Annotated in this window: 10 protein-coding genes and 1 pseudogene; 2 read left to right on the top strand and 9 right to left on the bottom strand. The window is 38.7% G+C overall.

Going from position 1 to position 16,092, the window contains the following annotated elements:
* Nucleotides 1-336: 336 nt before the first annotated feature.
* The 5 genes from MiAbW_RS09215 to MiAbW_RS09235 form a co-directional block, all read right to left on the bottom strand.
* Nucleotides 337-2,517: an O-linked N-acetylglucosamine transferase, SPINDLY family protein gene (locus MiAbW_RS09215; RefSeq protein WP_151695880.1), complete on the bottom strand. Its 2,181-nt coding sequence runs from the start codon at nucleotides 2,515-2,517 to the stop codon at nucleotides 337-339.
* 12 nt (nucleotides 2,518-2,529) lie between these two features.
* Nucleotides 2,530-4,689, bottom strand: a complete 2,160-nt coding sequence (locus MiAbW_RS09220; RefSeq protein ID WP_151695881.1) for an O-linked N-acetylglucosamine transferase, SPINDLY family protein — start codon at nucleotides 4,687-4,689, stop codon at nucleotides 2,530-2,532.
* Nucleotides 4,690-4,706: 17 nt separating this feature from the next.
* Nucleotides 4,707-6,860, bottom strand: a complete 2,154-nt coding sequence (locus MiAbW_RS09225; protein ID WP_151695882.1) for an O-linked N-acetylglucosamine transferase, SPINDLY family protein — start codon at nucleotides 6,858-6,860, stop codon at nucleotides 4,707-4,709.
* Nucleotides 6,861-6,877: 17 nt separating this feature from the next.
* Nucleotides 6,878-9,028, bottom strand: coding sequence for an O-linked N-acetylglucosamine transferase, SPINDLY family protein (locus MiAbW_RS09230; protein WP_151695883.1), 2,151 nt, complete (start codon nucleotides 9,026-9,028; stop codon nucleotides 6,878-6,880).
* 196 nt (nucleotides 9,029-9,224) lie between these two features.
* The gene (locus MiAbW_RS09235) at nucleotides 9,225-9,560 is read right to left on the bottom strand and encodes a c-type cytochrome (protein ID WP_151695884.1); all 336 of its coding nucleotides are present in this window, start codon (nucleotides 9,558-9,560) and stop codon (nucleotides 9,225-9,227) included.
* A 184-nt stretch (nucleotides 9,561-9,744) separates the two neighbouring features.
* Between MiAbW_RS09235 and MiAbW_RS09240 the strand changes: the two genes are divergently transcribed.
* Nucleotides 9,745-10,806, top strand: a complete 1,062-nt coding sequence (locus MiAbW_RS09240) for a mechanosensitive ion channel family protein (protein WP_151695885.1) — start codon at nucleotides 9,745-9,747, stop codon at nucleotides 10,804-10,806.
* 44 nt (nucleotides 10,807-10,850) lie between these two features.
* Here the strand turns inward: MiAbW_RS09240 and MiAbW_RS09245 are convergent, their stop codons facing one another.
* The 3 genes from MiAbW_RS09245 to MiAbW_RS09255 form a co-directional block, all read right to left on the bottom strand.
* The gene (locus MiAbW_RS09245) at nucleotides 10,851-11,531 is read right to left on the bottom strand and encodes a GerMN domain-containing protein (protein ID WP_151695886.1); all 681 of its coding nucleotides are present in this window, start codon (nucleotides 11,529-11,531) and stop codon (nucleotides 10,851-10,853) included.
* 212 nt (nucleotides 11,532-11,743) lie between these two features.
* Nucleotides 11,744-12,559: an LmeA family phospholipid-binding protein gene (locus tag MiAbW_RS09250; RefSeq protein WP_151695887.1), complete on the bottom strand. Its 816-nt coding sequence runs from the start codon at nucleotides 12,557-12,559 to the stop codon at nucleotides 11,744-11,746.
* 7 nt (nucleotides 12,560-12,566) lie between these two features.
* Nucleotides 12,567-12,809 (bottom strand): hypothetical protein, encoded by a 243-nt coding sequence (locus MiAbW_RS09255; RefSeq protein ID WP_002763591.1) that lies wholly within the window; start codon nucleotides 12,807-12,809, stop codon nucleotides 12,567-12,569.
* A 145-nt stretch (nucleotides 12,810-12,954) separates the two neighbouring features.
* On the opposite strand from MiAbW_RS09255, the gene MiAbW_RS09260 reads away from it, so the two are divergent.
* A complete protein-coding gene (locus MiAbW_RS09260) occupies nucleotides 12,955-14,919 on the top strand; it encodes a flavin-dependent dehydrogenase (RefSeq protein ID WP_151695888.1) in 1,965 nt (654 codons plus the stop codon).
* Nucleotides 14,920-15,255: 336 nt separating this feature from the next.
* Here MiAbW_RS09260 and MiAbW_RS09265 read toward each other — a convergent pair.
* A pseudogene (locus MiAbW_RS09265) lies at nucleotides 15,256-15,981 on the bottom strand (formylglycine-generating enzyme family protein); the annotation flags it as partial.
* Nucleotides 15,982-16,092: the final 111 nt, after the last annotated feature.

Consider the following 16,092-nt stretch of genomic DNA (forward strand, 5'->3'; position numbering starts at 1 on the left):
CTTTGGTATCTAATTGCGCAGTTTCTTTAGCTATTAGGATATCGGTGGGCCGCACACCAGTAGGACCACAGGGAGTCAAACCATGGCAGTTATCTTAATGGTGAGGTAGGAAGTTTTCCTTTTGGGGAGTCGGTCTTCGGATCTCTTATTCTTTGTGTGATCAGTTTAACTTAATATAGGATCGCTCAATCTTGGTGTCCTTTGTGTCTTTGTGGTTCGTTCCACTCGGTCTCGCGTAGCGAGCGCGTTGCGACCGCCAGCAGCACTGTATCTTATAATACATTTTACCCACCAAACCGAAGGGAGTCGGTTCTCGGTCGGCGATGGCAAATTAGGTTAGACTTCATCTTGATGAGAAAGGCTGTAAATATTCCACATTTGTTGATAAGCATTTTCTAAATCTCTGGTAAATTGTCTGGCATTCCAGAGGGGAGATGTATGACGAGACTTTCGGAGTTTCCAACGGACTTCTTCTCTTAAATTTTTATCCAATCCTAACTTAATTCCCCACTGCACATATTCTTCATCACTCCAAGCTATACCCTGACTAATGCCAGCATTTTTCATAAAAGTATAGCTATTGCGGGCTGCAAATTGTTCACCAACCCTAGTGACTAAAGGAATTCCCATCCAGAGGGTTTCTAGGGTTGTGGTTGCACCATTATAGGGATAGGTATCGAGAACTAGATCAGCAATTCCTAGATTAGCGCGATGGGTTTCCTCATGCAAATCATTGGGCAAAAATCTTAATCTATCTTGACTAATTCCCAATTCGTCGGCACTTTTGAGAAATAATTCTCGAATGGTTTCTTTGTCGGCAAAACCTTTGATTAAAAGATAGCTATTAGGAACCTGTTGGAGAATCTGCAATTGCAGATAAATCATGTTTAAGGTGCGTTTTAATCCCGATTGCACGGTCAGATAAATAATAGCACCATCGGGAATATTTAAATCAGTTCTTCTCCTAGTGGGAACACCCACTTCAAAACCATCCACGGATAAATAAGAGTTAGGAAGTCGGATGATTTGTTCTGAATAAATTTCTTCAGCATTTTCGGGTAAAACGTAGTTATCGGCAATAAAATAATCAATAGCAGGGATTCCCGACGCATCTAATCCTAACCAAGTTACCTGTATCGGTGCGGGTTTTAAAGCCATTACTAGATAAGTTGTATTATTAGTTAAGCTATCAATATCCACTAAAATATCTAAGTGATCTTGACGAATTTGGGCGGTTATTTGTGCAATTTTTGCTGGCAAGTTATAGCTATAATCTGAGTTATTTTTAAACCATTTTTCAGTAATTTCGTCCGCTGCTTGGTTGACAAAATAGGTGTAAATTTCAAATTTATCTCGATTATGATAGTGAAATAACCAGCGACTTAACCAACCCACAGAATGGCGACGGAGAGTATGGGCAATATAACCAATTTTTATTTTTCTTGCTGGAGATTTTGGAGAAGAAACAGGAGCAATATAGTTGTAGCGGTTTCTTATATCTGCTTGAAAAATTTCCGCTAGTTTACTTTGTAAATATCGATTAATTTTGGGATTATCTTGATAGTAGGGAAGACAGCTAGTAACTCCTAAAATAGAGTCGATAATAAAAGGACGTGCATGAAATTGTTTGTCTTTAATTTGCCGATCAATTAGTTGTATTAATTGATCGATAAATTTAGGTAAATTTCCCCAGTCTCCCTTAGCTTGTAAAATACCAATAACTAGAGAAATTCCCAAGAGCTTTTCAGTAGTTGTCTGGCAACTTTTATAAAAATTATCGGCAATTTCTAGAGCTTTTTTATAGTCAACAGTGGTGGTTTTATAAAGATTAAACAAACTACTTTGTAGGTATAAATCCTCTGGGAGAAAGCGCAAACAAAGTTCTACTAAATTAATAGCAAATACACTTTGCTTTTGTTGATAACCATAATTGACAATTGCTGACATAACTTTAGCTGCAATTATTGCTGGATTATTGATATGTAAGGCTGCTAATTCTAAAAAGTAGATGGTATCAGTACAGGGGTAGATTAAAACTTTTTCCGTCACTCGCAGCAGTAAATCAAGATTAATTGCTGCTGTAGCTGTATTCTCTAACAGTTCAAATACACACAAATCATTGCACTTTTCCATCGCAAAAATTTGGAATTGTATTTCTAATTCCATCAGATGCAGGAGATTATTTAAAAAACTAGGATTAAGATTTTGTAGATGCAATCGAATTAGATAACTTGTCTCTAGTCTTTGGGAATTTTCTTGTCTGGTTGCCTCGGCATCTAAGATTTGAGTTAAAGTTTCTATCCACCCCGATAATTCTGATTCGGCTGCTTGACTCAACACCAATAACCAAGTAGCTTGTGCCTCTTCTTCTCTATCCTGTAAAAGATAGGCTAATCCTAGATAAAAATAATCCTCAATTACTGGAGAATTGTTTTCAGTTAACTGTTCATAAAACTGCACCACCAGTTGATAATTGTTGTCGTTTAAGTGGGTTTGTACGTCTTGATGCCATTGCATAGTTTTTATCCGCTAAGATTGACAATAAATATTCCACATTTGCCGATAAGCATTTTCTAAATCTCTGGTAAATTGTTTGGCATTCCAGAGGGGAGATGTATGACGAGACTTTCGGAGTTTCCAACGGACTTCTTCTCTTAAATTTTTATCCAATCCTAACTTAATTCCCCACTGCACATATTCCTCATCACTCCAAGCTATACCCTCAGTTATTCCCGCGTTCATCATTAAAGTATAACCGTTGCGTGATGACCATTGTTGCCCCACTTTAACCACCAGAGGAATTCCCATCCAGAGGGTTTCTAAGGTGGTTGTACCACCATTAAAGGGATAGGTGTCCAAAACCACATCAGCGATGGCTAAATTTGCCCTGTAGGTTTCCGTCTGATAGAGAGGAAGCATCTTAATTCGATTAGTTTCTACCCCAACTTCTGCGGCAATTTGACAGAATAAATCGAAGAGGGAATTATCATCAGCAACTCCTTGAATCAGGAAATAACTATTAGGTACGGATTTGATGATTTGTATTTGTAAGCGAATCATCGCCAGATTACGCTTAATTGCTGTTTGAGAACTTAGGTAAATAACGGCATCATTATTAATACCTAAATCCTCTCTTCGTAGGGTAGGAACGGCTATTTCAAAACCATCCACAGCGACAAAAGCATCAGGTAAACGCCAGATTTTTTCTTGATAATATTCTTGGGCATTTTCTGGCAATACATAAGGATCCGCTACAAGATAATCTACTGCGGGTAAACCAGAACCATCAAAACCTAACCAGTTAACTTGAATAGGGGCAGGTTTTAATGCAATAACTTGGGCAACGATTGCCCCAGTACCACTATCTAAGTCCACCAGAATATCGATGTTATCTTCTTTAATTTTTCGGTAGGTTGCTAGGGAATCAGCAGTAGCATGATAGATTTTATCTGCGGGATTAGAAAACCATTTTTTAGTTATTTCATCCACAGGTTGACTCACCATATAAAGGTGAATATCGAACTGCTCACGATTGTGATAATTAATAGTCCAACGACTCAATAAACCTACGGGATGACGTTTTAAGCTTTGGGCAATGTAACCAATTTTAAGTTTTTTATTGGGATTATTTTCTCTGGTTTTGTCAAAATTTTCCTCCTGAAAACCCAGCATTTCTTTGTAGTTTTCTTGAAAAAAACTGCCAATCTGACTTAAAAGAATGCGATTCTCTTTCGGGTTATCTTCATAGTAAGAAATCGGGTTCATAACTGTTAGTAAACCTTCTCTAACTAAGGGATGTATGTCTTGGGGCTTTTTTTCTAAAAATTCTTTGATTAAGTGTTTATACTCTTGACAAATGCCAGGAACGTTATTCCATTTTGAGGCTCGCAAAGAAGCATTAAAAAGGAGAGATTGACTAAACATTTTTAAATCAATCGTTTGACTTTTCTCTTTCAACTTATTGACTAAATTTATTGCTTTTTCATAGTCAGGTAAAGAGATGTAAAACCAAAATAAATTAACTTCTAAGTACCAATTTTCGTGATAAAGTGGTAAAAAAGCTTCCGTTAAATCTACCGAATAAAGAGGCAGTTTTTTTTGAAAAGCTACCTGACGAGTAATTTTTAAAATATGATCCAGAAGTTTTAAAGAATTCGACAGATAGGGTAAACTTAACCGAACTAATTCTATGGTATATTTATGAGCGTAAGGTATGACGGCAATTACTACCTGTTCCAATAATTCAGAGTTAACTGAACCCTGAGTAATTAATTCTAGTATTTGCCATTCTTGCAGTTGTTGAGGATGAAATCTATTTAATTTAATTTCAACGAGGGTTAAATGCAGTAAATTATCGAGATAACTGGGATTAATTTCCTGTAGATGTTTACGGATTAACCAACTGGTTTCTAGATTTTCTAACTCTAATTGTCGGTTAGCTTCGGTAGCTAAAATATTGCTTAATTCTGGCAGCCATGACTCGGTTTCCTGTTCTTCTCCTTGAGTAAAAACAAATAGCCAAGTAGTTTGCGCTTCTTCTTCTCTTCCTTGCAAAAGATAGGCTAATCCTAAATACCAATAATGACCAATTTCTAGGGGTTCTTTTTCTATCAGTTCTTCATAAAACTGACTAACAATATCGTATTGATTGTTTTCTAAAGCTGATTTTACTTCATTTTGCCAAGACATGGTTTAATTCTCCTTAATTAACTTTCACAATATATTTGCCACATTTGACGATAGGCATTTTCCACATTTTTAGTAAACTGACGGGCATTCCAAAGGGGTGAAGTTTTTCTAGATTCATCTAATTTAGCGATAACTTTGCGTCTCAACTGTTCATCCATTCCTAATTTTATTCCCCAATCGATATACTCCTCATCACTCCAAGCAATACCCTCACTAATTCCCGCATTAACCATTAAAGTATAACTGTTACGACTTGCCCATTGTCGTCCAACTTTTGTCACTATAGGAATCCCCATCCAAAGAGTTTCTAGAGTAGTAGTTGCACCACTATAGGGATAGGTATCGAGTACCACATCGGCAATTTGGAGATTAGCGCGATGAATTTCTTCGTTAGCAACTCCTGAGAGAAAGCGCAATCTATTTTCATCGATTCCTTCCTCTTTAGCAATGCTGATAAATAAATCTTTGATAAGCTTTTCACTCCCCGCACCTTTGATTAGTAAATGACTGTTGGGTACTGCTTTAATAATCTGCATTTGTAAGCGAATTGTGGCAGGATTTCTTTTTAATCCCACTTGCAAAGTTAAATAAGTAACTGCGTCTGCTGGTATGTTTAAATCCTGTCGGGTTAGAGTTGGTGTCCCGATTTCAAATCCATCCACGGCAAGATAACAATTAGGTAAGCGCCAAAGCTTCTCTTGATAAAACTCCTGAGCATTTTTTTCTAAAACTAAATTATCTACAAGGAAGTAATCAATAGCAGGTATTCCCGTGGCATCTAATCCTAACCATGTTATTTGAATTGGTGCGGGTTTAAGTGCCATAACTCGACAGGTGGTATCATGAGTTATACTATCTAAATCTACTAAAATATCGATGTTATCTTCATTAATTTTTTCAGCAATAATTTGGTGATTTGCTGGTAAATTATTATACTTATGCGCTTTATTTTTAAACCATTGTTCCGTAATATCGTCCTCGAATTGATTGACTAGATAGAGATGAATGTTAAAGTTATCTCGTTGATGATAATGAATTAACCAGCGACTTAGAAAACCGACAGAATGTCGCCGTAAAGTATGGGCAATATAGCCAATATTGAGCTTTTTATTTACATCTTTAAGGCTCTGAGAATCGATAGTAACTTGCTTAAATCTTTTTTTAACTGCCTCTTGAAAAAGTTTAGCTAACTGATTACTTAACCAGCGATTACCTACTAAGTCATCTTTTAAATAAGCTAAGGGAGAAGTGAGAGAAATAACCTCAGATTCATTTCTCATGGGACATTGAGACTGTTCTAAATTATTTTGAATTGCTTGATAATATTCTTGGGTTTTATTGTCAATATTTAACCAATTACCCGCTAAAAGTTCTGTATAGAGGAGCAAATAAATATTATCTAACTTTGCAGCTTTATCATTGGATAAATTCTTGATTTTATTGGCAGTTTCCAGGGCTAACTCAAAGTTACCAGTATCGAGATAGTATTGATGAATTTTATACAAAAGTAGTAAGCGATCAGGTATAATATCTAGACAGCTAAGAGTCAAAATAAAAGCATTAGTTTTATCGGTATAATAAATCTTTTCAATATGTTGTTCGATAATTTCCAATATCGCCGATTGCTGTGACTCTATTTTTAAAACGGTTATGATAATATCTAAAACTTCTTGCGCTGGCCAATCTAGGAGTTTATAGACTGTGTGTAGGAGTAAACTTATATCGAAAGTTTCTAACTTTTCCGAATTAATTAAATTAACTATTTGCCAATCTTTAAGTTTTTGGGGATAAAAATATTCTAGCTTAATTTCTAACAAAACTAGATATAATAAATTTTTTAGGTTATCTGGATTTATCTGGTAGATATGCTGACGAATTACCCAGCTTAATTGCCAATTTTTTAGCTTAACTTGTCTGCGCGCTTCCCCATCCAAAATATTGACTAAATCTGCTGTCCACTCAGTCACTTCCCGTTCATCCCCTTGACTGAGGACGAATAACCATATCGTTTGTGCTTCTTCTTCTCTTCCTTGCAAAAGATAGACTAATCCTAAATACCAATAATAATTAACTTCTAGGGGTTCTCTTTCTATCAGTTCTTCGTAAAACTCACTAACAATATCATATTGATTGTTTTCTAAAGCGGTTTTTACCTCATTTTGCCAAGACATGGTTTAATTCTCCTTAATTAACTTTCACAATATATTTGCCACATTTGACGATAGGCAATTTCTACATTTTTAGTAAACTGACGTGCATTCCAAATCGGTGAAGTTTTTCTAGATTCATCTAATTTAGCGATAACTTTGCGTCTCAATTGTTCATCCATTCCTAATTTTATTCCCCAATCGATATACTCCTCATCACTCCAAGCAATACCCTCACTAATTCCTGCATTAATCATTAAAGTATAACTATTTCTCGATGACCATTGCTGACCAACTTTTGTAACTAAAGGAATCCCCATCCACAGCACATCTAAAGTCGTCATTCCTCCCGTGAAAGGATAGGTATCTAAAACCACATCAGCTATTCTTAAATTTGCCCGATAAATTCCTGTGGGATAAAGGGGTAAGATTTTTAATCTCTCATAATTAATTCCTTCTTCCTCGGCAACTTTGAAAAATAATTTTTCCACTGATTTAGCATCACTTAACCCTTGAATACTCAAATAACTATTAGGAACTGCTTTTAAAACTTGTAGCTGAAGTCGAATAGTTTCAGGGTTACGTTTTACCCCCGTTTGTACGGTTAAGTAATTAATTGCATCCTCGGGAATCCCTAAATCATCCCTTCGGAGAGAAGGGTAAGCAACCTCGACACCATCCACGGAAATATAGGAATTGGGTAAGCGCCAAATTTTTTCTCGGTAATATTCCTGTGCATCTGCTGGTAAAACGTAATTATCAGCAAGATAGTAATCAATTGCGGGAATTCCTGACGCATCAAAACCTAACCAAGTCACTTGTATTGGTGCGGGTTTTAGTGCCATGACTTGACAAGTTGTATTATCAGTGATGCTGTCTAAATCTACCAAAATATCAATGTTATCTTGACTAATTTTTTCAGCAATTAGTAGAGAATTTTTCTGTAAGTTATAGCAAGCATTGACCTTATTTTTAAAATCATTTTCAGTGATCATATCTTCTTTTTGAGATACTAGGTATAAAGAGACATGAAATTCATTATAGTCATGATACTTCATTAACCACCTAGAGATTAATCCGATAGAATGATTATATAATGTATGGGCAATATAGCCAATTTTAAGAACTTTATTGGTATCTTTAATAGTCGATTTTTGATAGTAATTATAGTTAGAGTTATTGCGAACATACTCCTGAAAAAGTTGACCAATACAATTATTAATGTAACGGTTTTTTTTGGGGTTATCTTCTAGGTAAACTAGAGCAGATAAAATTGTTAGGGATGGTTTCTCCAAAAATCTGGGACATTCTCGATTAGCGATACTTTTTTGCAAGGATTCTGCATATTCTTCAATATCTGTCTTAATATCGATCCAATTACCACTGAATAATTTGACATAAAGAGCAATATAATCAGCGACAGCTTGAGAAGGCAACCCTTGACAACTTGTTTTTAATTGATTAGCGACTTGGATAGCAGCGGGAAAATCTAGATTATCAAAATAACATTGATAAAGTTCAGCTAACAGATAAATTTGTCCTGGTTCTACTGCTAAACAAGTATTAATAATATCAATAGCCAATGGTTTATTATTCATCGCTAGAGAATTTACTTTAGCTTCTACTACTTTGATGAAAGTTGGTCGCTGACAGTTAGATTGAAATATTGCCTCTAAGTAAGGGACAGTTTCTGGTATCTGATAATCGAGAAATTGTTCTAAAACTTCTGCTAATAAACTTAACTCTAGACTCTGGAAATTATTTGTTTTTAACACATCACCAAATAACCAAGCTTTTAACTGCTCCTGCTCGAAATAATTCAAATCAATTGCTAATAAAATAAACCGCAGTAAATTATCAATATTATCGGGACTAATCTCGCGAATATGTCCTCGAATTAACCAACTGGTTTCTAAATTGCCTAAGTCTAATTGTCTGCGCGCTTCCCCATCTAAAATATTGACTAAATCTGCTGTCCACGCAGTCACTTCCTGTTCATCCCCTTGACTGAGGACGAATAACCAAGTAGTTTGTGCTTCTTCTTCCCTAGCTTCCAAAAGATAGGCTAATCCTAAATACCAATAATAACCAATTTCTAAGGGTTCCTTTTCTATTAATTCTTGATAAAATTGGCTAACTTGCCAGAAATCCCCTTGGATAATTGCCGGTTCAACTTGGGAATGCCAAGACATAAGTATTTATGGTTAAGTGTCCCTACTAACGTACCCAAACAGAAGCAAAATTTTTCTATATAAGTAAAATTTATCAGTCGGTCAGGGGTTGGGTGTTAGGGTTTTGGGGTTTTAGTTGAAATTCCCCCATTCCCCGACTTCCCACTCTCCACCCAGTTTAAATGACTCTTAGCTTACCATCAATGTCAGCCAAGAGTCAGTTTTTTGAAAGATTTTCTAAATAAACCAATAAATCGGCCATAGCTTGAGGATCGGGCTGAAATTTCGGCATTGGCGGGGTTTTCCCACTAATTACCTGTTCAATCAGACTAATTCTCGATTTGCGATGGGAAACGTCCTCTAAACTAGGTCCGATGATGCCATCAGCAAACTGACCGTGACAAGCAGCACAGTTAATTTGAAAGATTTCGTAACCGCGACTGACATTACCTTGTAGGGATAACACCTCTTTAATGTAGGGATCCGACATCTTAGCCAGATGAAAGGTGATTAAAAAGGTGCTAATCAGGAACAAAACCACGATTATAACCATTAAGAATCGATAAATCCCGAATTTTGGTTTAACTAACTGACTATTCACGAAAGCTGCCGAAGAAAAGATGAGTTTCTCTTTACATTTTGCAACTTTTTGCCCCAAAATTCCACTGCCCCTGCTAGAGATAGAGAAATGGGGAGTAATATAAGGCACAAGTGCATCTTTTTCTAACCCTCTAGCAATGAACCTATTAACCAGACTGGAAGATTGGCCCTATGTTATCCTACCTATCACCATCGTCCTCAGTTTCCTGCTGTTGGGATGGCTCGTAGAAAAGCGCGTTGTCAGTCAACTTTTATCGATCGCCAGAGAAAAAAACCTGCGTTTCTCGGAAGGGGTTTTACGTTCCCTTCGTGGATTAAGCATACTTTGGTTCGGACTTTTGGGGTTAAATATTGCCCTCTCCCTTCCCAATCTTCCCCTCTTTCCCTCCCTAATTCTCCTGAGCCAAAAATTTCTGCTAGTGGCTTTTTTAGCTTCGGCTACTTGGGTTGTTGCTCAATTATCCGTGGAAATATTACGAGTTTATGCCACGGGAGATGATGGTATTTCTTCCCTAACTTCCCTATTTGAATTTCTCGCCAAAGTTCTGATTTTTAGCTGCGGTTTTTTGATTATTTTAAGCTCGATTGGCATTTCGATCACTCCGATGCTTACTGCCTTTGGTATTGGGGGTGTTTCCCTCGGTTTAGCTCTCCAAAATACCCTAGCTAATTTAATGTCAGGGATTAATATTATCACTTCTAAAAAAGTTAAACCAGGAGATTATATTGAACTGAGAACGGGAGAAGCTGGTTATGTGCGAGATGTGGATTTAAGATGCACAGTCATCGAAGAAATTACCAATAATCTTTTAGTTATTCCCAATGCTCAGATCATTTCTTCTAGTTTCCGTAACTATAGTTTACCGGATAACTCCCTACTGGTTCCCGTGGAAGTGGGCATTAGTTACGATAGTGACTTAGAAAAAGTCGAAAAAGTTACCCTAGAAGTTATGCAAGAAATCGCCCAGTTATTGCAACCTCACCTCGGTAACTATAAACCCTTGATCCTTTATCATAAATTCGATTACTATAGCATTGTGCTAACAGTTTATCTCAAGGTGGTAGAAGAAGAATTTTTTCAACATCTCACCATTAAACACGAATTTATTAAACTCCTACACCGACGCTATCAGCAAGAAGGAATTAAAATTCCCTATCCGATTTTTTTTCCCTATCCCCCCACTAATTCATCTAGTTAAGTTCAATTGGCTATCGCAACAAACAATTTAAATGCGCCGACAACTTAAAACTGGTAATTCTCCTCAAAAAACTTACGAGTCATCGGTTGAGCAACTTCAATACCGTGGCCTTCTCCTAATAATTCTAGGGGTTTTCCTTCCACTTGAATCCAGACTTTAGCATTGGGATCCTCGGTAGTAGTCGTATAGATGATTTGTGCCAAACGACCGATCAACATATCAGGACCATCATCAGTGCCAAACTCGCGCGAGAGATTAATCTTAATTCCCGTTTTATCTACTTTTAAATCAAGTAATTTAGTGCCAGGAGGAATAGTAGTCATATCCTGAGAATTACTGGGACCAGCTAATAGAGTTTGCAATACTGCTGTTAACTCTCCCCCGCCGCTATTCGCTTTTTGAACGGTAATTTCTTGGGTGACTAATTGATTACCCGTATCAGTCACTTTTAACCAATAAACCTGTCGATTTTCCCTAACAGGAATAGCTGCAGGAGTTGCTGTCGGACTTGTCTTCACTGGACCGGGAGAAACCGGTTCAACAATTGGTGATTGACTTATCGGCACCGGAGTAGGAGATTCAATCGGGTTTTCGCTGGTTTTCTGAGGGGAAGATAGGTGATGGACGGCAAACCAAGCAGTGGCCCCACCGGCAGTAAATAAAGCGAGTCCGATACCAATTATCCAAGGCAAAGAGATTTTATCACTAGAGCGAGAACTAGGCATAATTCAGTTATCAGTTATTTAAGTAGTCGTGCAGAATAAATTTCCTAGTGAAGATAGGCAAGAGGCAAAAGGCAAAAGCTCTATCGAAATGTGTAATTAATTTTGCTTAGGTACTTATCAGATTTTAGTTTTAAGTGAGCAGTATTAAATAGCAGTTTTCTTTTCACTGATTACTGATTACTGAAACATCTCCTCTTTTCTGACCGTTAAATTTAATTGGGGTTCCCCGATCGAGGTTCAATTCTGCCAAAGGCGGCTATACTCAGCTTATCATCGTTGATCTGCAATTGTAGAAGGCGGGCGATAATTCCTTGTTTCTCGAAGTTTTTTAAGTCTAACTGGGTGGATATACCCTCGGCAAACCCTTTGAGAAGGCGCGAGGAGATGCGACGACCATTAAGAGTGGCTGTGGGGTCAATAAGCTCGATTTTTCGCCCCTGCACTAGCTTAAATCCCACTTCTAAGCTCAGATCGAGGCGGGCTGCCGGTTCGTCTGGCCGTTGGGTCTCTAGCTGCAGGCTGAGAGCGACTCGATTATTATTAAGAAAGTTAAAATTTGCTTGACTAAGTTGATATTTTGTGATACCCAATTCTTCCCTAGAGGGAATCAGATTATTAATCAGGGTCTGAATTTGTTCTTTGACCGCTGCCGATTGTAAAGCTTGATTAACATTAGTTTCCGTGAGGACAAGATGCAATGCCCCCGCAGCCGGTCGGCGCAAGGCGGCGGCTAAATTGGCGTTTTTTTGCTGTAATCGCCGCAGATCTAGGCTAATTGGCTCTGTTTCTAGCTCGATCTTCTCAAGGCGAACATCAGCAAGGGGATAAACTCCCCTTGCTGAAATGCGAACTCGATCGATTTTGCCTTGCAGAGCCTGATAATTGGGAGTATTATCGACTCTCACGGCTAATTGTTCCACTTTTTGGACTTGGGAGCGAAGGGTATGGGCTAAAACCGTATCGATAATTGCCCCTGCGGGGGTTAACAGGGTCAAAACACTAGCGAGAGTGATTGTCAGCCATTCCATCGCTCAATTACACCCATCCAGCTAAATTTTGCCAAGCATTAGTCAAAAGCTGACTTAACCAACGTCGTTGCACTTGATCTAAAATCGGGTCTTCTGCGAGAATTTCTTCTGTCAGATCATCGAGAGATTGACCCTGGGCGCGGGCCATTCTAATAATTCCCGCAATCACGGCAGCGATCATCTCCTCATCGACGGGACGCTGTCGGAGGGCGGCAATTTCTTCGGGGGTAGTCGGGATGGGATAATTCATAATCAGATGGGGTAGGCTTTGTATTAATCTAGGTATGTAAAGTTTTTTAAACTTTTTTCAGAAAACTTTCTGTGTAGTCTAGCGTAATCAGACCATTTTTGACTTGGTACTTTTGGGTATTTGTGGGTGTAATAACTAAATCAAGATGAGAGAAATCCTTTACAGAGAAATTCCGACTCCTGACTCGATCGCCGTTTGTCAGTGGTTACAATCCGATTGGCAACCCGCAAACGGTGTCAAGACAAATACACCTAACGGGGTGAGATTGCGCTTATCGGAGGCGATCGAATTATCGATCTTTGTCTGGACGCTGCAAAGGACTACTTATTTAAAAGTTTTCCGCTGGGGTGAGCGATCGCATGATCAAGAAACATCCCTGACTCGGCAGCTCGATCGAGCTTTACAAAAGCGTTTTCCGCTGGAGTTTAGCACGATACCAAATATCGATCAAAAAAATCACTCAATTTTTACAGATTTAGAAGCGGACTATCCCCTAACGGTTCACTACTTCCGCAAAATGCCGCAAGGGGAGGCGGATTTAGAACGTTTGTATTGGTGGGAAAAACGTTGGCGCGACAGTGCCAAAAATCCCCAACAACCGCAGCCGGTAATTTTCTCTAGCAGCGAGGAAAATGATCATCCCATCGCCTACGACTTAATTTATATTGGTGGTGCCTTGGGGGCAATTCATGCGGCACAGATGGCCAAATTAGGTTATCGAGTCCTCTTAGTAGAAAGACTGCCTTTCGGACGGATGAATCGGGAATGGAATATCTCTCGATCGGAGTTTCAAAGTTTAATTAATTTAGGTCTATTTACTGCCGAAGAATTCGAGGAATTAATCTTCCAAGAATACATCGATGGCTTTAATAAGTTTTTTGATGGTAATAACCCCCCCCATTTGAAGGCGGAGATTCTCCATACTCCTACGGTTTTAAACATCGCCATTAATTCTGATAAATTGCTCCGCTCCTGCGGTAAAAAAATACAGGATCATGACGGTAAAATTCTCGATCAAACGGAATTTATCAAGGCTGATATTACCGCCAATAGTGTTACTGTCACCCTTAATCATAGCGGAGAAATTCAACAGATAAAAGGCCGTTTATTAATTGATGCTATGGGTTCCGCCTCTCCCATCGCTTGGCAATTAAACGGAGTGCGCGCCTTTGATAGTGTCTGTCCGACGGTGGGAGCAGTAGTAGAAGGATTCGATCCTCTGGTGTGGGATTCTCACTATGGCGATGTCTTAAATTCCCATGGCGATATTTCTAAAGGTAGGCAATTAATTTGGGAATTATTTCCGGGGGAAGGAAAAGAATTAACCTTCTATCTATTCCACTATCATCAAGTCCATCCCGATAACCCTGGTTCTCTGTTGGAAATGTACGAAGATTTCTTTACTATTTTGCCCGAATATCGACAGTGTGAACCAGAAAAATTAACTTGGAAAAAACCAACCTTTGGTTATATACCTGGTCATTTTAGCACAGGCAAAAAAGATCGAATTGTCTCCTTTGATCGCATTTTAGCCATCGGTGATGCCGCCTCCCTGCAATCACCCTTAATCTTTACTGGATTCGGTTCTTTGGTGCGTAATTTAGAGCGATTAACCCATCTTCTTGATATGGCCTTGAAACACGATTTACTAACAGCTAAAGACCTAGAAAATGTGCGGGCCTATCAAAGTAATGTGGCGGTAACTTGGTTATTTTCTAAAGGAATGATGGTTCCCACTGGAAAAACCTTACCACCCCAAAGAATTAACGCCATGTTAAACACATTCTTCGGTTTATTGGCCGACGAACCTCCGCAGGTTTCCGAAACTTTTATTAAGGATAAAACCGATTGGTTGACCTTTAGCCGTTTAGCAATTAAAGCGGCCAGAAAAAACCCCGCTTTACTGTTATGGATAGCAGAAATGGCCGGCAGTCAGGATTTAATTCGTTGGTTGGGTTCCTATCTCGATTTTAGCCTTGATGGAGTCAAAAATCTGCTTTTTGGTTCCTGGTTTCCCCAATGGTTAAAAAACTCCCAAAGCTGGCTAGAAAAAGACAATCCTCGCCTCTGGTTAAAGCTATTGAGCTTTAATTATAGCTTAAGAAATTAGAGGATATTTATCAGGTAAACTTTGATATAAAGGAGAGTAGGAACTGAGAAGTGGGTTTTTAAGGTTCGATTGGAAGTTAATCACACTATTAAACGGGGGGATATTCGGCAGCAGTTAAATAATCATAATAAAAACCACTCCAGACACAGTAGCGGCTCTTGTCGGGTGCGTTAGTAATAGCATAACGCACCAATTTTCTTAAGATGGTGCGTTACGGCGCAATCATAATTTAATTATTAACAAATTTCCTTTAAATACGCGCAAACACACACCCTACAAGCTACTAGCGGCAGGAAAAATTGGAAAAAGTAAAAAAGGGTAAAAAGGGGAAAAGGGTTACAGAGTCCTCCCAGCACCGCTCACCACCCGAAAACCGCGGTCGTTGCGGTAGGAGCCAGGGCTAAACCTGATGCGGCTGGCAGAACGACAGTAATAAGGGTTGAAGTCCCAAGAACCGCCGCGCACTATGTAATAATTATTATCATTTCTTAGCCAAGCACTGCCATCCCTTGGTGCATTCTCATAGCTATCATGCCAATTGTCTTCGCACCATTCCCAAACATTGCCACTCATATCATACAGTTCCCAAGCATTGGGCTTTTTCTGTCCTACAGGATGAGTTGTCTGCTGAGAATTTCCTACATAGCAAGCGTAATCTCCTAACTGATTAGCATCATCACCAAAATAATAGCGAGTGGTTGTCCCCGCACGACAAGCATATTCCCATTCCGCTTCTGTCGGTAGGCGATAGGTTTTCCCAGTTATTTGACTCAATTTTTGACAAAAAGCTTGAGCATTGTTCCAACTAACCCTTTCTACCGGATTTTGCGGATTGTTTTGAAACCGAGAGGGATTGGTTCCCATTACCGCTTCATATAGTGCCTGAGTCACTGGATATTTACCAATCGCAAAACCGTTTACTTTAACTTGGTGTTGAGGCTTTTCATCACTTTTAGCATCGGGATCACTATCAGGAGATCCCATGAGAAATTGACCTGCTGGTAAGCCTACCATCTCCAGTGTTACTCCCTTGGGTAGTTTCTCTGTAAATGGAGTTAGATTTATCGGTTGAGGACGAAATTGAGTAATAGACTGACATGAAGAAACAACACTAGCGACACTCCCGGCTGTAACTAACCCCAACTGTTTTAAAACTTTACGGCGCGACCATCT

Origin of the sequence: Microcystis aeruginosa NIES-4325 (assembly GCF_008974145.1) — a bacterium.
GTDB lineage: Bacteria > Cyanobacteriota > Cyanobacteriia > Cyanobacteriales > Microcystaceae > Microcystis > Microcystis aeruginosa_G.